At 72.4% G+C, this 18,278-nt stretch carries 16 protein-coding genes and 3 pseudogenes; 7 read left to right on the plus strand and 12 right to left on the minus strand.

What is annotated here, in order from left to right:
• Positions 1–21: 21 nt before the first annotated feature.
• Together AB0M99_RS21010 and AB0M99_RS21015 are read right to left on the minus strand one after the other, a co-directional pair.
• Positions 22–3,222, minus strand: a complete 3,201-nt coding sequence (locus tag AB0M99_RS21010) for a BTAD domain-containing putative transcriptional regulator (protein ID WP_365922516.1) — start codon at positions 3,220–3,222, stop codon at positions 22–24.
• Positions 3,223–3,235: 13 nt separating this feature from the next.
• Positions 3,236–4,192 carry an SMP-30/gluconolactonase/LRE family protein gene (locus AB0M99_RS21015; RefSeq protein WP_365922518.1) on the minus strand — a complete coding sequence of 319 codons (957 nt, stop codon included), beginning with the start codon at positions 4,190–4,192 and terminating at the stop codon, positions 3,236–3,238.
• Between the two features lie 146 nt (positions 4,193–4,338).
• Between AB0M99_RS21015 and AB0M99_RS21020 the strand changes: the two genes are divergently transcribed.
• A complete protein-coding gene (locus AB0M99_RS21020; protein ID WP_365922520.1) occupies positions 4,339–4,989 on the plus strand; it encodes an HAD family hydrolase in 651 nt (216 codons plus the stop codon).
• On the opposite strand, the gene AB0M99_RS21025 is transcribed toward AB0M99_RS21020, so the two are convergent.
• Positions 4,986–5,510 carry a GNAT family N-acetyltransferase gene (locus tag AB0M99_RS21025; RefSeq protein WP_365922522.1) on the minus strand — a complete coding sequence of 175 codons (525 nt, stop codon included), beginning with the start codon at positions 5,508–5,510 and terminating at the stop codon, positions 4,986–4,988. The genes AB0M99_RS21020 and AB0M99_RS21025 overlap by 4 nt on opposite strands.
• Positions 5,511–5,606: 96 nt before the next feature.
• Positions 5,607–6,593, minus strand: a complete 987-nt coding sequence (locus tag AB0M99_RS21030) for an NAD-dependent epimerase/dehydratase family protein (protein WP_365922524.1) — start codon at positions 6,591–6,593, stop codon at positions 5,607–5,609.
• A 231-nt stretch (positions 6,594–6,824) separates the two neighbouring features.
• Here AB0M99_RS21030 and AB0M99_RS21035 point away from each other — a divergent pair, with 231 nt between their 5' ends.
• Entirely contained in the window at positions 6,825–8,339 is a 1,515-nt protein-coding gene (locus tag AB0M99_RS21035) for an alpha/beta hydrolase (RefSeq protein WP_365922526.1), read from the plus strand.
• Between the two features lie 6 nt (positions 8,340–8,345).
• Here the strand turns inward: AB0M99_RS21035 and AB0M99_RS21040 are convergent.
• A pseudogene (locus AB0M99_RS21040) lies at positions 8,346–8,938 on the minus strand (NAD-dependent epimerase/dehydratase family protein); the annotation flags it as partial.
• Between the two features lie 104 nt (positions 8,939–9,042).
• On the opposite strand from AB0M99_RS21040, the pseudogene AB0M99_RS21045 reads away from it, so the two are divergent.
• Both AB0M99_RS21045 and AB0M99_RS21050 read left to right on the plus strand, forming a co-directional pair.
• Positions 9,043–9,618: pseudogene (locus AB0M99_RS21045) on the plus strand (CBM35 domain-containing protein); the annotation flags it as partial.
• Positions 9,619–9,663: 45 nt separating this feature from the next.
• Positions 9,664–10,602: pseudogene (locus AB0M99_RS21050) on the plus strand (glycoside hydrolase family 5 protein); the annotation flags it as partial.
• On the opposite strand, the gene AB0M99_RS21055 reads toward AB0M99_RS21050, so the two are convergent.
• The 6 genes from AB0M99_RS21055 to AB0M99_RS21080 all read right to left on the minus strand — a co-directional run bounded on the left by AB0M99_RS21055 (position 10,534) and on the right by AB0M99_RS21080 (position 14,725).
• On the minus strand, positions 10,534–11,055 hold the full coding sequence (locus AB0M99_RS21055; RefSeq protein WP_365922528.1) for a luciferase family protein: 522 nt from the start codon (positions 11,053–11,055) through the stop codon (positions 10,534–10,536). The pseudogene AB0M99_RS21050 and the gene AB0M99_RS21055 overlap by 69 nt on opposite strands.
• Positions 11,056–11,132: 77 nt before the next feature.
• Entirely contained in the window at positions 11,133–11,924 is a 792-nt protein-coding gene (locus AB0M99_RS21060; RefSeq protein ID WP_365922530.1) for a class I SAM-dependent methyltransferase, read from the minus strand.
• A 77-nt stretch (positions 11,925–12,001) separates the two neighbouring features.
• Complete coding sequence (locus AB0M99_RS21065) at positions 12,002–12,550, minus strand: NADPH-dependent FMN reductase (RefSeq protein ID WP_365922532.1); 549 nt, start codon at positions 12,548–12,550, stop codon at positions 12,002–12,004.
• Between the two features lie 9 nt (positions 12,551–12,559).
• A complete protein-coding gene (locus AB0M99_RS21070; protein ID WP_365922534.1) occupies positions 12,560–13,777 on the minus strand; it encodes an acyltransferase in 1,218 nt (405 codons plus the stop codon).
• A gap of 150 nt (positions 13,778–13,927) precedes the next feature.
• Complete coding sequence (locus tag AB0M99_RS21075; protein WP_365922687.1) at positions 13,928–14,389, minus strand: carboxymuconolactone decarboxylase family protein; 462 nt, start codon at positions 14,387–14,389, stop codon at positions 13,928–13,930.
• A 135-nt stretch (positions 14,390–14,524) separates the two neighbouring features.
• Complete coding sequence (locus AB0M99_RS21080) at positions 14,525–14,725, minus strand: hypothetical protein (protein WP_365922536.1); 201 nt, start codon at positions 14,723–14,725, stop codon at positions 14,525–14,527.
• Between the two features lie 60 nt (positions 14,726–14,785).
• Between AB0M99_RS21080 and AB0M99_RS21085 the strand changes: the two genes are divergently transcribed.
• Positions 14,786–16,294, plus strand: coding sequence for a hypothetical protein (locus AB0M99_RS21085; protein ID WP_365922538.1), 1,509 nt, complete (start codon positions 14,786–14,788; stop codon positions 16,292–16,294).
• 51 nt (positions 16,295–16,345) lie between these two features.
• Here AB0M99_RS21085 and AB0M99_RS21090 read toward each other — a convergent pair whose 3' ends face one another.
• The gene (locus AB0M99_RS21090) at positions 16,346–16,819 is read right to left on the minus strand and encodes a nuclear transport factor 2 family protein (protein WP_365922540.1); all 474 of its coding nucleotides are present in this window, start codon (positions 16,817–16,819) and stop codon (positions 16,346–16,348) included.
• A gap of 118 nt (positions 16,820–16,937) precedes the next feature.
• Here AB0M99_RS21090 and AB0M99_RS21095 point away from each other — a divergent pair, with 118 nt between their 5' ends.
• Both AB0M99_RS21095 and AB0M99_RS21100 read left to right on the plus strand, forming a co-directional pair.
• Positions 16,938–17,507: a PadR family transcriptional regulator gene (locus tag AB0M99_RS21095; RefSeq protein ID WP_365922542.1), complete on the plus strand. Its 570-nt coding sequence runs from the start codon at positions 16,938–16,940 to the stop codon at positions 17,505–17,507.
• Entirely contained in the window at positions 17,494–18,267 is a 774-nt protein-coding gene (locus AB0M99_RS21100) for an SGNH/GDSL hydrolase family protein (protein ID WP_365922544.1), read from the plus strand. Before AB0M99_RS21095 ends, AB0M99_RS21100 begins: the two co-directional genes overlap by 14 nt.
• Positions 18,268–18,278 lie beyond the last annotated feature (11 nt).

The raw sequence follows: 18,278 nt of genomic DNA on the forward strand, positions 1-18,278 counted from the left end.
CGGGGTCAGGCTCGGCCGGGGTCAGGCTCGGCCGCCCGCCCCCACCAGGGCCAGTGCCACCTCCCGTAGTTCGTCCCGCTCCAGGGCGGCGTACGTCGACACCGCGTCGTCGTAGGCCGCCTTGTCGGCGCTCTCGGCCGCGTCCCGGGCGCGTGCGGAGGACATGGTCGGCTGGAAGGTGCGCCGGCAGCGGAACAGCTCGGCCAGCACGACCATGCGTACGCCCGTCCCGGTCAGCCGTTCGTCGCCGGCCCGGGTGCCCCGGTCGAGGTCGGCCGTCCCGAGCGCGAGGAGCAGCGCACCGCAGGCCGTGTGGTCCGCCAGACCCTGCCGGGGCGTTCCCGCCGGCCGGCGCAGCAGGGCCGCCGTGCGCTCCGGGAGGCGGGAGGCGAGTTCCTCGACCAGGTCGAGGCGTCCGTGCTGCGCGTGGGCGGTCACGGTGACCGCCTGGACCTCCAGCTCCCATGGTTCCAGGTCGAGTTCGACGCCGAAGACGGGTTCGGCGCCCTGCTCCAGGCGAGCCGCGGCCCCGCGCCACAGCGCCAGTCCCTGCTGCGTGTCGCCGCGCGCGAGCGCGATCTCGGCGCGCGCTCCCAGGTCGGGGGTCAGTACGTCGGCGGCCTCCTCCGGCCGGTTCAGCACCGCCAGTTTCAGCCAGTGCTCCGCCTCGTCGACGTCGCCGGTCTGGAGGTTGCCGAGCACCATGCCCCAGCGCAGGCCCATCAGGTCGGACCAGGCACCGAGCCGGTCCAGGATCCGCATGGCCTCGTGCAGGTGCAACAGCGCTTCCTCGCCCCGTTCCACGTGCAGGCACAGCTCGCCCAGCCGCAGGAGGGCCAGTACCCGGAACCACGGGATGCGGCTGCCCCCGGTCGCGGCGAGGGTCCGCCGGGCGGCCGCCAGGGCCCGCTCCGGTTCCTGCTCGCGCTCCCACAGGTAGCCGGCCAGCCCCTCGGCGGCCCCGGCGAGCAGCGGCTCGTCGCTGCCGCGGAACGCGTCCAGCACCGTGCGGTCCGGCCCGAAGACTTCCGGAGCCGCGCACAGGACGGTCGCGATGGCCCCGACCAGGGTGCCGGCCTGGGCGGGGGGCAGCCGGCGCAGGACGGCGAGGAGGCGCAGCGGCGCGGTGCCGCCGCCCAGCAGCGTGCTGACGGTGATCAGGACGCCGGCGGTCCGGGTCGCCTCGGTGCAGTCGGCTCGCGGCCGGTGGTGCGAGAGCAGCCGGCCGATGTCCGCGGCCAGGGGGATCAGCCGCCCGTAGTCCCCCTCGGTGGCCCACAGGCCGCAGAGCGCGGCGCCGGTCGCCGCGACCGCGGGCGCGTCCCCGCGGGAGAGGCCGAGCCGCAGCGCCCGTACGAGGTTGTCCTGCTCCGCCTTGATCCGGTGCCACGCGGCGAACGCGTCGCCGCCGAAGGGCGCGTCGTGGTGGGCGAGGCCGAACTCCGTCGCCCATTCGAGGAACCGGGCGGTGCGGCGCTCGGTCTCGCCGGCCCGGTCGAGGTGGGCCGCGCTGAACTCCCGTACGGTCTCCAGCATCCGGAAGCGGCAGTCGGACCCGGTGTCGGCCGCCTTGAGCAGGGAATGGTCGACCAGGTAGCCGAGGGTGCCGAGGACCTCCATCACGTCCTCGTCCAGTACGCGCGCGGCCGCGGCCGCGGTGAACCCGCCGGGGAACACGGACAGGGCGCGCAGCGCCTCCTGGGCCTGCGGTTCGAGGAGGTTCCAGCTCCAGTCGACGACGGCGTACAGGGTGTGGTGGCGCAGGGGGGCGTCCCGCGCACCGCCCCGCAGCAGCGCGAACCGGTCCTCCAGGCGCCGGGACATCTCGGCGACCGACATGATCCGCACCCGGGCCGCCGCCAGCTCCACGGCCAGCGGCAGCCCCTCCAGCCCGCGGCAGAGCTCGGCGACCTCGCGGTGGGGCAGTTCGGCATCGGGGCGGACGGCCCGGACCCGCTGCGTGAACAGCCGGACCGTGGTGGCCGCGTCCAGCTCCGGCAGCGGGTACACGGCTTCGGAGGACAGGCCGAGCGGCGCCCGGCCGGTGGTGAGGATCCGCAGTTCGCGGGTCATGGCGACCAGGGCCCGGGCCAGTTCGGCGGCCCCGTCGAGCACGTGCTCGCAGTTGTCCAGCACCAGCAGCGCCGGGCCGGTGCCGAGGGCGCCGACGATCCCGGCCAGCACGTCGGACGGCGGGCCGAAGCCGCCCGAAGGGCCCCTCCCGGCCTCGGCGGCGGCGCCCAGGGCGGAGGCGACCTCGGCGGCCACGTCCCCGTCGCTCGTGACACCGGCGAGGGCGACCAGGTGCACCGTACGCTGCTCCGCTCCCCGGGCGACGGCGGCGGCGAGCCGGGTCTTGCCGAGGCCGCCGGTCCCCACGATCGAGGTGACGCGGGAGGTGTTCAGAAGTCGGGTCACCGCGGCGATGTCGTCCGCGCGACCCAGCAGCTCGTTGGGCTCGTACGGCACGCCGCGGCGTATCAACGGGGCTTCGGCGCCCAGCAGTTCGCGGTGCAGCGAACGCAGTGCGGGACCGGGGTCGGCGCCCAGCTCGTCGCGCAGCGCGCGGCGGTGGCGGTCGTACGTCGCCAGTGCGGCGGCGGCCCCGGCGGTCTCGGCCTCGCAGCGGATCAGCTCCAGCAGCAGTTCCTCGTCCCGCGGGCGTTTGCGTACCAGCGCCGCCAGCGGCTCCACGGCCTGTGCACGGCGGCCGGTCCGCGCCAGGGCGAGGGCCCGGGCGCGGACCAGCGAGCGGTACGCCGGGTAGCGCTCTCGGCGCAGGTCGGCCACCGGGTCGCCGAACGAGCAGTCCGCGATCTCCGGGTCGCCGCCGCCGACGTACCACAGCTCCATCCCGGCCTCGGCCTCGGCGAGGGCTCCGGCGTGGTCCCCGGCCCGCGACTTCTCCGTGCACGCGGCGAGGTGCAGCAGGACCGCGGAGGAGTCGACCTGGTCCTCCCGGAGCGCGAGCCGGTACCCGGTGGGCGTGCTCGCGATGACCTCGGACCCGAGCTGTGCGCGGGCCCGCGAAACCAGGACCTGCAGCGCCTTGGCCGGATGCGCCGGCCGGTCCTCCTGCCAGAGCCCTTCGACGAGCCGCCCGGTGCCGCATCCCGCGCGCAACTCCCCCGCGAGCAGGGCCAGCAGGCCGCGCAGCCGGGGTGCGGTGATCTCCTGACCGCGATGGGTCACCGCCGTCAGGACGGTCAGCTCTATGGTCACCGGTGCAGCGTAGTCACCGCGAGGCCGGCTCCGCCCAGGGCCGGTGTCCGGGTCCGGTCGGGTGGGTGCCTGTGACGGCCATGACCACCGAATAGAGGCTGGTCTCCGCGGCGATGAAGAGGCGGTTGCGCTTGGCGCCGCCCCACGAGATGTTGGCGACCGCCTCGGGGACGTTGAGCCGCCCGATCAGGGTGCCGTCGGGGTCGTAGCAGTGCACCCCGTCGTCCATCGCCGCGGCCCACAGCCGGCCGCCGTCGTCGAAGCGGAGGTTGTCGAACCGGGCGTTGCGGCCGGTCGGCGCCTCGGCGAACACCTTGCCCTCGGAGAGCGTGCCGTCGTCGCGCACGTCGAAGACCCGGATGAGGCCCGCCCGGGTGTCGGAGACGAACAGCTGCCGCTCGTCCTGCGAGAAGACCAGCCCGTTCGGGGCGCCGAACCCGTCGGCGACCAGGCGCACTTCGCCCGTGTCCGGGTCGATGCGGTAGACGTTGTTGGCGCCGATCTCGCTCTGCGCGCGGTAGCCCTCGTAGTCGCTGGTGATGCCGAAGTCCGGGTCGGAGAACCAGATCGAACCGTCGGACTTCACCGCCGCGTCGTTCGGGCTGTTCAGGCGCTTGCCGTTCCACCGCTGCGCCAACACCGTGACGGTGCCGTCGTGTTCGGTGCGCGTCACGCGGCGGTTGCCCTGCTCGCAGGTGACCAGTCGGCCCTGGCGGTCGAGGGTGTTGCCGTTGGTGTGCCCGGCGGAGCGGCGGAAGACGCTGACGGCGCCCGTCTCCTCGTCCCAGCGCAGCATCCGGTCGTTGGGGATGTCGCTCCAGACCACCTGTCGCCAGGCGGGCAGGTAGATCGGCCCCTCGGCCCAGCGGCAGCCCGTGTACAGGACCTCCAGCGCGTCGTCGCCGTTCATGCACCGCCCGGTACGGAACCGGTCGTCGAGCATCTCGTACAGCGCGGGGCGCTCGCTCATCGTGGGCCCCTCCCTTCCCATAGATCTCACACGCCGAACCACATCTGGTCTGTAGCGAAGATTGCAGGATGGTTTATGGCAACCACAAGGTGATTCCGAATCGAGAGTTGTGGATCACACCGGGCCCCATCGCCTACGCTGCGGTAATGATCAAGCCGATAGAGCTCGTGATATTCGACTGCGACGGTGTCCTGGTCGACAGCGAACGCCTCGCCGTACGCCTCCAGGTCGCGCTCGGGGCGGAGTTGGGCTGGCCGCTGACCGCGGAAGAGGTGGTGGAGCGCTTCATCGGGCGCGCCAAGGAGTCGATCGTCGAGCAGCTCACCGAGCGGCTCGGCGCGGAGACGGCCGCGCTCTGGTGGAAGCAGCTGATGCAGCGGCACCGGGAGGCGGTGGACATCGGACTGGACCCGGTGGACGGGCTGCCCGAGGCGCTCGCCGCCCTCACCGTGCCGACCTGCGTCGCCTCCAGCGGTTCGCACGAGAAGATGCGCCACACGCTGGGGCGCACCGGGCTGTACGGCCACTTCGAGGGCCGCATCTACAGCGCGAGCGAGGTGCCCCGGGGCAAGCCCGCCCCGGACCTCTTCCTGTACGCCGCCCGGCAGATGGGCGTCGACCCGGCGGCGTGCGCGGTGGTCGAGGACAGCGGCCCCGGGGTCCGGGCGGCCCGGGCGGCGGGCATGCGCGCCTTCGGCTACTCCGGCGGCCCGACCCCCGCCGAGCGGCTCGAAGGCCCCGGCACGGTCGTCTTCGACGACATGCGCGAGCTCCCGCGACTGCTCGCCGAAGGCTAGAGGTCGATCCAGTAGCGCCGCTTGGGGCCGACCAGGGTCTCGCGGACGTCTTCCAGCACACCGCCGTTGTGCTCGATCGTGCGGATCGAGGCACGGTTGCCGGGGTCGCAGGTCAGCAGTACGCGGTCCATCCCCAGCAGCCGCGCCTCGTGCAGGACCTCGCCCAACGCCCAGGTGGCCAGGCCCCGGCCGCGCGCCGAGGGGCGGACGCTGTAGCCGATGTGGCCTCCCGCGTCGAGCAGGAAGCCGTTCAGGTAGTGCCGCAGGTCGATGGCGCCCAGGTAGGTGTCGCCCTCGGCGATCCACCAGTACGTCGCGTGGACGCGGCCGTGCTCGACCGGCACCGTACGGTCCCCGTACAGGCGCAGCCGCTCCGTCCACGCCGCGAAGCCCTCCGGGCTGTCCACGTCGTCGTCGGAGCCGAGCCCGGCGCCGTCCATGTGGGCGTCGTCGCCCCATTCCTTCTGCGCGGCGAGCCACGAGTCGTACAGGCGTGGGGTGGGTGTGATCAGCTCGGGCATAGCCGGACGATAACAGTCCGCTCGTCCGAGAGGCGGGGCTCGCGTTGGACGGTCGCCCCGCCACCGGGCGGGGTCCGGCTGACCGTCCGGGGCGTGTCAGCGCAGGGCCTCCAGGAGTTCACGCTCCCGCTCGGGGCTCAGGCCGGCCCGGCGGGGGCGGTCCAGGCCCGCCTCGCGCTCCCAGCGCAGGGTGTCCGCCAGCAGTTCCGCCCGGGGCCGGTGCCGCAGCCCGGCCGCGCTCGCCGCGGCTCCGCTGCGGGCGCTGAACCCGGCCCAGTCCGGGTCGGCCATCCACATCGCGAGCGAGTCCGGGCCCATGAACTGGGCCACCCCCTGCCCGAGCAGCCAGTCGGGGTCGGCCTCCACAACCTGCCCGGTGTGCCCGCCGATCTCCCGCGAGAGGGCCACCCACTCCGTGAAGGGCACGACCGGGCCGACCGCGTCGTACGTTCCGGTCGTCCCCTTCTGCGCGCAGTCGAGGAGCCATGCCGCGAGGTCCCGGGCGTCGACCACCTGGGTCGGGACTCCGGGAGCGCGCGGCACCAGCAGCGGCGCCAACGGCTCCCGGGCCGCGCGGCCCACCCAGTAGCCCGTGCGCCCGCTGTGGTCCCCCGGCCCGCCGATCAGCCCCGCCCGCGCGATGAGGAGCCGGTCGCCCACGGCGGCCGTCGAGGCCGCCTCGCAGGCCGCCTTGGCCTCCCCGTACTGCTCGCGGTCGACCTCGTCCAGCCCGGTCGGCGGCAGCAGTTCGGCCGACTCGTCCGCGCCGGGCCGCGCGTGCGAGGCGTAGGCGCTGACCGAGGACACGTAGGTCCAGTGGGCCGCCCGCCCGCCGAGCGCCGCCAGCGCACCGCGGACGAAGCCCGGCTGCCAGGACACTTCGATCACGGCGTCCCAGTCCCGGCCGGCCAGGCGCTCGTACGCGGACGGGTCGCGCCGGTCCGCGGCGAACAGCTCGGCGCCCTCGGCCACTTCGCCGCTCTCCCCGCGGGCCAGGCAGGTCACGCGGTGCCCGCGGTCCAGTGCCTGCCGCGAGACCTCGCGGCCCACCCATGCCGTTCCACCCAGTACCAAGATCTCCATCGGCCCACTCAAGCACGGACCTTGGGCCCGCGCGGCCCCGCTTCGCCGAGAGCGGAGCGCGGATGGGCTCGCGCGATGGCCATGGTTGGCATGCACTTCGGCACCACCGACTGGTCTTCGGTCGCCGCCTCGTCGACTGACTCCGGATCGGACCGGGGCGGGGGTTACCCCCACCCCGGGCGGCCGGGCACCCGGATGGGGGCCGGGAGCGGGATCAACAAGGCTTGCCCCATGACGACTTACGCGAAGAAGACCCTGCTGCTCGCCCTCTCCGCGGCCTCGGTGGCAGCGGGCCTGACCGTCACGGGCGCCGTCGCTACGGCAGCCGCCCACACCGGTTCCGACACCCCGCGGCTCGCCTGGCACCCCTGCGCAAGGCCGGACGGGCCGGCCGCGCAGGAGTGCGCCGAACTGCCCGTACCGCTCGACTACCGCGACCCCGCGGGCCGGCAGATCACCCTCGCCGTCTCCCGGATCCGCAGCGACCGGCCCGAGGCCCGGCGCGGCACGCTCGTCGTGATCCCCGGCGGCCCGGGCAGCTCGGGCGTACAGCGGCTGGCTCAGAAGGGCGCCGCGCTCCAGCGGGAGACGGCCGGCGCCTACGACCTCGTCGCCTTCGACCCCCGCGGGGTCGGCGCCAGCACCACCGCGAGCTGCGATCTGGCCCCCGAGGACCGCTACCTCACCACCCTGCGGTCCTGGCCGGGCCCGGACGGCGGGATCACCGAGAACGTCGCCCGCTCCCGGCGCGTCGCCGAGGCCTGCGCGCGCAACGGCGGCCCCGTGCTGCGCAGCTTCACCACCGCCAACCAGATCCGCGACCTGGACCGCTTCCGCGAGGCGCTCGGCGAGCGGAAGCTGTCCGCCTGGAGCGTCTCGTACGGTACGTACGTGGCGGCCGGGTACGCGCAGAAGTTCCCGGAGCGCACCGACCGCTGGGTCCTCGACAGCAGCGGCGACCCGGACCCGAAGCGCGTCGCGCGGGGCTGGCTGGCGAACATGGCGCAGGGCGCGGACGACCGCTTCCCCGACTTCGCGGCCTGGGCGGCCCACCCGGACCGGGACCGTGACGGCCTGCGGCTGGCGGCGCGGCCCGAGGAGGTGGAGCCGCTGGTCCTCGCGCTCGCGGCGGCGCTGGACCGCGCGCCGCGGGAGTCGACGACCCCGGGTGTGCCCCTGACGGGCAACCGCCTGCGCCAGGCCCTGCAGAGCTCCCTCTACAACGACTCCGCCTTCGCCTCCTTCGCCCGGCTGGTCAGGGCGGCGCAGGACGGGGCGCAGCCGCCCGTGCTGCCGCCCGAGCTCGCCCAGCCGCTGCGCGACGAGGACGCCGCCGTGATGGTCGGGGTGGTCTGCAACGACGTGGCGTGGCCGCGCACGTCGCAGGCCGCGTACCAGCGGGCGGTCGGCGAGGACCGGGCCCGGCACCCCCTGACGGCGGGGATGCCGGTGAACGTGCTGCCCTGCTCCTACTGGCAGGGCGCCCCGGCGCAGAAGCCGGTGCGGATCACCGACGACGGCCCGTCCAACATCCTGATGATCCAGAACCGCCGGGATCCGTCGACGCCCCACTTCGGGGCGCTGAAGATGCGCGAGGCCCTGGGCGAGCGGGCCGTCCTGGTCACGGTCGAGCGCGGCGGCCACGGCGTGTACCTCGGCAACGGCAACCCGTGCGGGGACCGGGCCGTCACCGGATTCCTCACCACCGGCGAGCGCCCCGCCGGGGACACGGAGTGCGCCGGCTGAGCGGCCTCAGCCCCCGGGCGTCGGCCGGTGCGGGTCGGCCGGGGTGGAGGAACCGCCGACCCAGCGGGCGTCGGGGTGGGCCGGGTCGAGGGGGCCGTGTTCGGCGAGGACCGCCTCGGCGTAGGCCTCGGCGTCGCCCTGCGGGGCGTAGCCGAGGGCGCGGGCCGAGGTGAGGTCCCACCAGGCACGGGTGTGGGCGCTGATGCCGTTGACGACGGTGTGGCCGACGCCGGGGGCGGTGAGGGCGGCGTGCACGAGGCGGGCGCAGTCGGCGGGGCTGAGCCCCGTCTCCACCCCGTACTTGTCGGCGTACAGCGAGGCGGGGTTCTCCCGAAGGCCTTGGAGAGGCCGTAGTACGTGTCCGGGCGGGCCGGGACCGCGCTGCCGATCGGGGCGCCGGCGGTGAGGGGGACGTAGCCGACGGCGTGGTTGCTGCCGGCGAAGACCACCCGGCGGACGCCCTCGCGCCGGACGGCCTCGTAGAGGTGGTACGTGCCCTGGATGTTGGCCTGGAGGACCGCCTCGAAGGTGTCCTCCAGGGAGATCCCGCCGAGGTGGACGACGGCGTCGACGCCGCGCACCGCCTCCCGTACGGCCTGTGCCGGTGGCCGCGTCACATCGTGCTGACATCCATCCAACCCGTCAATCCCTGTCTCGCAATCAACTCGGCGTCCATATATGTGGATTGCTTGTCGGATCTCTTGTGCACCTCCGTCGGACGCTGCTATTCCATGTCGTTAGGAAACTTTCCTTACGACTGCTCGAACGTCAACGGGATGGAGACACCTTGAGACCCCCACGCATCCGCCCGCGCTCGCTCGTCGGAGCCGGAACGCTCGTCGGCGCGCTGCTCGTCGGCCTCGCCACCGCGGCCACCGCCACGGGCACGGGCACGGCACCGGCCGCCGCGGCCGCCCCCCTCGTCCACGAGGCGGAGGCCGCCGTCATCTCGCAGGGCGCGGCCGAGTCCAACCACGCCGGCTACACCGGCAGCGGGTTCGTCAACTACGACAACACCACCGGCAGTTACGTCGAGTGGACCGTCAACGCCGCCCAGGCGGGCAGTGCCACGCTGAGCCTGCGCTACGCCAACGGCACCACGGCCAACCGCCCGATGACCATCACGGTCAACGGCACGGCCGTGGAGACCGCCAAGGCGTTCAACGCCACCGGGGCCTGGACCAGTTGGTCCACCACCGCCCTGACGGCAACCCTCAAGGCCGGCGCCAACACCGTCCGGGCCACCGCCACCACTGCCGCCGGCGGCCCCAACGTCGACCACCTGGCGGTCGACGCCGGCTCCACCCCGCCGACCCCCGGCACCACCCCGGTCGGGATCAACGGCCAGCTCACGGTCTGCGGTACGAAGCTCTGCAACCAGTACGGCAAGCCCATCCAGCTGCGCGGCATGAGCACCCACGGCACCCAGTGGTACGCGCAGTGCGTGACCAGCGGCTCCCTCGACGCCCTCGCCAAGGACTGGAACGCCGACGTCCTGCGCATCTCCACCTACGTGCAGGAGGAGGGCTACGAGTCGAACCCCAGGAAGTTCACCGACCTCGCCCACAAGTTCATCGACGAGGCGAGCAAGCGGGGCATGTACGTGATCGTCGACTGGCACATGCTCGACCCCGGTGACCCGCAGTACAACGCCGCGCGCGCCAAGACCTTCTTCACCGAGATCGCGAACCGCCACAAGGACCGCAACAACGTCCTGTACGAGATCGCGAACGAGCCCAACGGTGTCAGCTGGTCAAAGATCAAGACCTACGCGGAGCAGATCATCCCGGTCATCCGGAACATCGACTCCAACGCCCCGGTCCTGGTCGGTACCCGCGCCTGGTCCTCCCTCGGCGTCTCCGAGGACGGAACCGAGGCCGAGGTGGTCAACAACCAGGTGAACGCCTCCAACATCATGTACACGTTCCACTTCTACGCCGCCTCCCACAAGGCGGAGTACCTCGATGCGCTATCCCGCGCCGCCGACCGGATACCCGTGTTCGTCACCGAGTTCGGCACCCAGGACTACGCGGGCGAAGGGGCCAACGACTTCGCCCAGACGCAGAAGTACCTCGACCTGATGGCCGCCAAGAAGATCAGCTGGACCAACTGGAACTACTCCGACGACAACCGCTCGGGCGCGGTCTTCAAGGAAGGCACCTGCGACGCCGGCGGCCCCTTCGCCGGCACCTCCTCACTCAAGCAGGCCGGCGTGTGGATCCGTGACCGCATCCGCACGGCCGACAACTTCCCCACCGGCTGACGGACCGGTACCGCCCGGCCTCCCGGCCGCCCCCGTCCGCTCCGTGGCCCACCACGGGCGGGCGGGGGCACCGGTGCCGGCGCCGCCCTGCGTACTCGGGTACCTCGGGTACCGGGTGCAGGGATCCGGTCCCCGGTCCTCGCCGCCCGCGGCGGCCTGGAGAGCGGCGCTGACGAGGGTGGCCAGCAGGTCGATGTCGGAGCCGATGTCGAGGCGTACGGTCACCCATTCCGATCCGGAGCGCAGCCGGACGGCGGTGGACCGGTCGAGGGCGGGCCGGAGTTTCCCGATCATCGCCAGGGTGAGGTGGACATCGGCCTCGTGTTCGCCGTGGAAGTGGACGATCTCCTGCGAACCGGCGTTCAGTCCGAGTCCCGCGCCGCAGGGCGGCCGGCCTTCGCTGAGCGCGGACCAACTCATCAGCTGTTCACTGGCGTGCCTAGCCGTGTTCATACCCCGAGCGTGCCTGCCCGGAGGCGGCCACCACAAGGCCCGTGGCGCGATATCACGGTACGGGAATCCGAGTTCGGTCAGACCGCCGACGCCGTGGTGATCACCAGCGGCGGACGCTCGCGCTCCGCCGACCAGGGGCGACCGCGGGCGAGGCCGGGGTCGGCGAGACCGAGGGCCTCGGCCACGGTGGGGCGGTGCTGGACGATGTCCCGGAAGCCGGCGCGCTCCAGCAGTGTCGGGTAAAGGCCCACGGGCCAGGCGTGGTTGCTCATCTCCTGCCAGGACCCGTCGGTGCGCCGCAGCCGTACGGTGACGAGCTCCCCCGGCGCGTACGCCTCCCCGGCTTCACCGATCCGCAGCGAGGCGTACTCCGTACCGCTGCACGCGGGGTCGGTGGTCAGCAGCACGAGCGGGGCGTCCGGGCGCAGCAGTCGGCGGATCTCCGCCAACACCCCGAGCACGGCCTCCTCGGTCGGGAGGGACGCGAGCACGTGGTTGCACATCACCGCGTCCGCACAGCCGTCGGGCAGGCCGGTCACCCGCCCGTCCTCGACCAGGTGGTACTCCGCCACGGCCGTGCCCGAGGCACGCGCGAGGGCCAGCATCTCGGGGGACGTGTCCACCCCCAGCACCCGCGCCCCCAGCCGGCGGGCGGCCTGGTCGGCGACCTTGCCCGGGCCGCATCCGTAGTCCACCAGGACCCCTCGGGCGCCGATCCGGCGGGACAGCTCCCGGAAGACGAAGGGGTACCCGAGCAGCCAGTCCGTGGCCGCCTCCACCGCCGCGAAGGCCTGCGCACCCTCGCGCCCGGACCAGGCGGGCTTCTCTCCGGGCCCGGTGTGCCCGGGGTTCTGCGACCAGTCGCTCACAGCCCCACTATCGGCCCTTCCCCGCCGCGGGGCGCCCCTGCGACACGGCCTCCCGGCCGGCCGCCTGCCCGGATGGGTCAGGAGTCCGCGCGGCGGCGGCGGATCAGGGCTTCGAGCGCCGTGCCGAGTTGCTCCCGCGCCTCCGTGTCGGTGATGACGCCGTCGGCGTCCAGCATGCCGCGGTCCACGGGGATCCGTACGCAGGCCGGTTCCACGATGTCGGCGCCGGTGTAGCCCAGCACCGTTCGCAGGGTGTCCTCGGCGCCCTGGCCGCGCCCCGGGGCGGCCGCGTTCACCCAGGCCGCGGGCTTGTCGCAGATCTCGGTCCCGCCGACGGTCCAGTCGAGCAGGTTCTTGAAGGAGCCGGGCAGGGTGCCCGCGTACTCCGGCGTGCAGATCAGGACCGCGGCCGCGGCCGCGATGGCCGTACGCAACTCGGCCACGTCCGCGGGCAGCGGATCGGTGTCGTGGTCGGGGTTGAAGTGCGGGAGCCGCGCCAGGCCGTCGTAGCGGACGGTGCGCACGCCCGGTGGCGCGACGGCCTGCGCGGTGCGCAGCACGGACTCGTTGGAGGACCCGGCGCGCAGGCTTCCGGAGAGCAGGAGGATCACTGGCGGTGTGGACATCCGCCCAACCTAGCCGCTGTTGACGGAGGTGATCCGTTCGGCCTCGGGGGCGGACGGCTGCGCGGGGAGGCGGGCCAGGGTCGGCCGCGCGGGGGTCTGCGACCGGATGTCCTGGACCCCGCGGCGCAGGCCGTCGCGCAGTGCGCGTCCCAGCGGGCGTTCGATCAGCCGGTGCACGGTCCAGGCGAGCAGCACCATCCCGGCGGTCACGCCGAGGACCAGGGGGACGGGTGCCACGTCGTCGCGGAAGCGGTGGATGAGGGTCAGCCCGGCCATCATGTGCATCAGGTAGAAGGGGTACGTGACCGCTCCGGCATGCGGGAGCCAGCGCCATCGGATGCCGTCGAACGTACCGAGCGCTATGCCCGCCATGAGCAGGAAGCCCAGGGCGATGGTCACGTGGGCGGGCCAGGCGGGCGTCTCGGCGGTGACGCCGGGGCCGAGGTTGGAGATCATGCGCGAGTTCACGTAGTGCTGCGCGAGGAGGAACTGGACGCCGACCACGGCCCACAGGACGGCGTTCGGCCCGAACCGGCGCATCAGGTAGAAGGCGATTCCGGCCGTGAAGTACGGGGAGAAGGGCGGGATCGCGAAGAAGGACAGCACACCGCTGTCGGCGGTGGGGGCGACGATTCCCGCGAGGGTCCAGATCCCGCAGAACAGCACGCAGTTGCGATAGGTCGTGCCGCGCATCACGACGAGGGCGAAGAGCACGTAGAACTTCAGCTCGGCGAAGAGCGTCCAGTACGCGTCGTCCATGTGCGGGACGCCGATGCCGCCCTGGAGCATCGACAGGTTCACCACCACGTCGGTCAGGCTCGTGACGCCGCGCACCTCGGGCCAGGTGAACAGCACGGCGGAGGTGAAGGCCACGGCGACCCAGTAGGCGGGGAAGAGGCGGGAGACCCGGGACACCGCGAAGTCGCCCACGGTGCGGCCCCAGGCGCTCATGCATATGACGAAACCGCTGACCATGAAGAAGATCTCCACGCCCAGCCAGCCGTAGACGGCGAGCCGGTGGGAGACCGGGAAGACCTCGGTGTTCGGTACGCCCCAGTCCCTCGACAGGACCACGTAGTGGTAGAGGAGCACGGCGAGCGCGGCGAGGATCCGGACGCCGTCCAGGACGGCCAGGCGGGACCCTGGGGCTCCGCCGGGAGCGCCGTCCCGTGCCGGGGTCGCCGCCGGGAGCGCGGATGGCTGTCCGGCTGAAGTGCGCGCTCTCATCCCCGGACCCATCTCCTATGAATGTACGACTGTCCCAATGCCGCCGTCAGGTCAGCGGAACTGTACAGCTCACTCACAGGTCGGCCACCTGGGCGGGCGCGTGCACTCGCCCGCCCACAGGGCGGCCCTCGGTCCGGCGGCGGCGCGGCATCAGCTCCAGGACGCGCCGGCGGGCTCCTGGATGGTGGCGTTGAGCCGGTTGAAGAAGTTGGTCGTGGCGATCATGAGGATGATGGCCGCGAGCCCCTGCTCGTCGAAGTGGTCGGCCGCGTCGTCCCAGATCGCGTCCGGCACGGCCTGGCCGGTGCGGTCGGCGAGCCGGGTGGCGGACTCCGTCAGCGCCAGGGCGGCGCGCTCGGCGTCCGTGAAGAACGGCGCCTCGCGCCAGGCGGCCACCGCGTGGAGGCGCTCGTCGGTCTCGCCGGCCTTCTTGGCGTTCTCCACTCCCGCGAACACGCAGGCGCTGCAGCCGTTGATCTGGCTCGCGCGCAGGTGGACGAGCTCCATGAGCTCCTGGGACACCCCGCCCTGGTACATGGCCTTGTAGAGGTTCTGGATTCCCTTCATGGCGTCGGGCAGGACCATCGCGGGGTTCTTCATACGGGCGTTCATGCGCTTCTCTTCCATCTCTCGTGTCGTGAGCCGCCGGTGCCTGTCGCACCGGCCGGATCTCGTCATCCACCGCACTGACGGAACGGAGCGCGCGGATGTGACGGGCGAGCGAGAAAAAGATTCCGCGGTTCTGCGTCAGTCGATGGGTTCGCCGTCGTACTTGCCTCCGATGCAGGTCCACAGGCCGGTGCTGGAGTCGTACTCCACCTTTCCGACCTTGTCTGCCACGCACGTCGGTCCGTCGATGGCGGGTACGGCAGCCTGCGCGACGGGGCCGATGACGCCAAGGGCGGCCAGTACCACGGCAGCTGCGAACCCGAGAAGTCGTGCACGCATGGGAGCTCCTATGGGGATGAGCGACACCAGCACGTCGACACCAGCTTCGCCCCTGGCCACGTGGAGCGCACCCTGGCGCCGGGGCGGCGCCGGGCGACGCGGGCGGCGCCGGGCGACGCGGGCGGCGCCGGGCCCCGCTCGCGGGTGCGTGCTCCAGAGGCGCCTCCCGCCGGCGAGGGGCAGGCTGGAGTCATGGCGAACACGCCCGAGGTAACCGTGGGGGCGCCCGACGGTCTCGGCTTGCGGAAGGTCCTGATCAACGGCAAGCCCGTGGGCAAGGCGCGGTCCCCCGGGGAACTGCGAAGGATCCTGCGCCGTGCCGACCTGCCGGACGGGCAGGAAATCCGTTGGCTCGGTGCGGACGGCACCACCTGGCCGGACCGGGCGTGGCAGCGGCGGACGGAAGCCTGCTTCATGGCCGCGGGCCTCCTCGCGACCGCCTGTCCGCTCTTCAAGATCGGACAGGCCGACAGCGGCAATGCCCTGACCTATGGCGGACGGATCGCGGGAGTCACCATCCTCGCCGCGGCCGTGGTCGAATTGATCGCCGCCTTGGCCGTTTTCGACTATTGGCGCAAGCGGCGCATCCGTTACTCCGGTGTGGCCGTTCTGGCCGGAGTCGTGATCGCTTTCCTCTGCAGCGTCATCCTGCTGGTACTGCAGATCGGCGAGCAATTCAACGATTACACGCTGGCCGGGATGATCCTCCTCGCCTGGTCGTCGGTGGCCCTGTACAGACTCATCCGGTGCAAGGCCTGGAAGGGACTCCGCAACCCCAGGAAGATCGCGATCGGAGCGATCATCTCCTTCCTCCTCGCCGGCTCCAACCTCGCCTATTCACTGGTCTACGTCCCCTACGTGCGGACCCCGCTGATACTGAGCGGAGCCGAGTTCAAGGAGTCGAGCCTGGACAAGGCGAAGAAACAGATGTACGCGACGGTCCGTCTGTCCGTGAGGAACTCCGGCCAGGTCCCCGTCTACGTCCTCGGCAGCATCTACTGGATCCACGGCGGGCCCGCGAGCAGCAGCGCCGACACCAAGCCCGAGAATTTCAAATTGATCTTCGATGGCGAGTTCATCACGCCGGGCCGCGTACTGAACCCGGGGGAAGTGGTCACACAGGATGCGGTCGTCGAGATCAAGAACCCCGAAACGCTCAACTACGAAGCGATCAGGGCCCAGACCGAGGTGTACGTCATCAGGAAGGACCGGATGACGATGACCAGCGCCTACGCACGTTCCCTGGCCGGGGGCGAGAAGATCAAGAGGGAGGCCGAGAAGGGCGATCCCCTCGGCGCCACGTACAGGTACCGGTCCCAGATCTCGAACAGCAGCGAAATCCTGAACGTGACCCGCGGTCGCCAGCTCATCACGCTGTGGAGGGTGTCCAGCGGTGATTGGCCGCGCATCGTCGTGGACGTGTCGCCTCCCGGCAAGCGCATAGCCTTCGACCCCCTGTTCCCCAACGCGAACGAAAAGGCCTTCGACCGGTACGGACTCACACAGGTGCGCGGCTCTACGGCCCAGACGCCCTACCCGGAGCTACTGGAGAAGGCCCGCGCGTCCTGACGCGGGCCGTCGCCACTCCCTCTCCCGCTCTCCCGCGGACGGCCGGAGCCGTCAGGTCGTACGGCCGCTTCCGGGTCCCAGGGCGCCGACCTGCTCGCCGCCCTCGGGAGCGGGGGCGAGGCCGGCGGCGACCAGGCCGGCGAGTACCGCCTGGCCCAGGGCGTGCACGGCGGACTGGGGGCGGACCATCACCGTGAACTCCTTGACGCGGCCCGCCTCGTCGAACTGGAGCATGTCGATCCCGTGGATCTGCCTGCCGTCCACGGTGGCGCGGAACGGCAGGATCGCCGACGGGGCCTGCGCCCCGTCCGCGCTGGTCTCGGCCGCCCCCTCGAAGTGCCCGACGTAGCGGAGGTCCTCGAAGACGCGCACCAGGACGCCGAAGAGGCCCAGCACCATCGGCTTGCCCTCGAACGGGGTGAACTTCACCGGGCTGTAGAAGCGGATGTCCTCGGTGAACAGCGCGTCCAGCACGGAGAGGTCGCGCTTCTCGACGGCGGCGCGGAACCGTTCGGCAGTCTCCATGGGCCCTCCAGGCAGTCGGGTGCTTGCTTACTCACGTTCTTGCTTACTCAATGATGTGACTAGTCAGTTTTTTGAGTAGGATGCAGGAGCGTACGAGGAAAGGGAAGGGGCGGTTGCGATGGCCTTGAGACATGCCGTGCTCGCGGCACTGCTCGACGGCGAGTACAGCGGGTACCAGCTCGCGAAGGCGTTCGACATCGGCGTCGCGAACTTCTGGCACGCCCTGCCCCAGCAGCTGTACGCCGAGCTGGCCAAGCTGGAGAAGGAGGGGCTCGTCGCAGGTCGCCAGGTGGTGCAGGAGACCCGGCCCAACAAGCGCCTGTTCCACGTCACCGACGCCGGCCGGGCCGAGCTGGAGGCGTTCGCGACGGCCTCTTCGAAGCCCTCGTTCATCCGCGACGACCTCCTCGTCAAGGTCCAGTCCGCCGACCTCATCGGCACCGCGCCGGTGATCGAGCAGCTGGAGGAGCGGGCGTCCGCGTCCGCGGGCAAGATCGAGCTCCTCGGCAAGCTGCTGCGGCAGATGCGCGGCGACGCGGACGAGGAGGAGTTCCTGCGCCACGGCGAGCGGATCGGCCCGTACCTGACGGGCCTGCGCGGCCTGGCCTTCGAGCAGGAACACCTGGACTGGTGCCTGCGGATCGCGGCGGTTCTGAGAGAAAGGCAGACGACCCATGCCGAACGGTGAGTACCTGCGCTACGTCGCCCTGGGCGACAGCCAGACCGAAGGAGTCGGCGACGGGGACGACACCGCGGGCCTGCGGGGATTCGCCGACCGGCTCGCCGAGCACCTCGCGGCCGCCGGCCCGGGGGTCCAGTACGCCAACCTCGCCGTACGGGGCCGGCTCGCCGGCCAGATCCGCGCCGAGCAGCTGGCGCCCGCACTCGCCCTGCGCCCCGACCTCGCCACCGTGGTCGCCGGGGTCAACGACCTGCTGCGGCCGCGGTTCGACGCCGCGGAGGCGGTCGGGCACGTGGAGGAGATGTTCGCCGCGCTCACGACCGCCGGGGCACGCGTGGCGACCGTGACCTTCCCCGACGTGGGGAAGATCGCGCCGCTCGCACGGCCGCTCCGGTCCCGCGTGCTCGACTTCAACGAGCAGCTCCGCGCGGCCGCCGCCCGGCACGGGGTCGTGGTCGCCGAAACCGCCCTGGAGCCGATCGCCACCGATCCGCGGATGTGGACCTCCGACCGGCTCCACGCCAGCCCCCTGGGACACGCGCGCATCGCCGCGGCCGTCGCCGAGGCCATCGGGCTGCCCGGGAGCGACGACTCCTGGACCCTCCCCCTGCCGCCCCGGGCGGTCCCGACGGGACCGCAGGCCGCCGCGGCCGAGCTGCGCTGGGTGGCCGGGTTCCTCGGCCCCTGGCTCGGACGCCGGCTGCGCGGCCGGTCCTCCGGTGACGGCCGCACCGCGAAGCGCCCGCAGCTGCTGGCCGTGGGCTGACCTCCGCCCGG

The organism is Streptomyces sp. NPDC051183 (assembly GCF_040682455.1).
GTDB lineage: Bacteria > Actinomycetota > Actinomycetes > Streptomycetales > Streptomycetaceae > Streptomyces.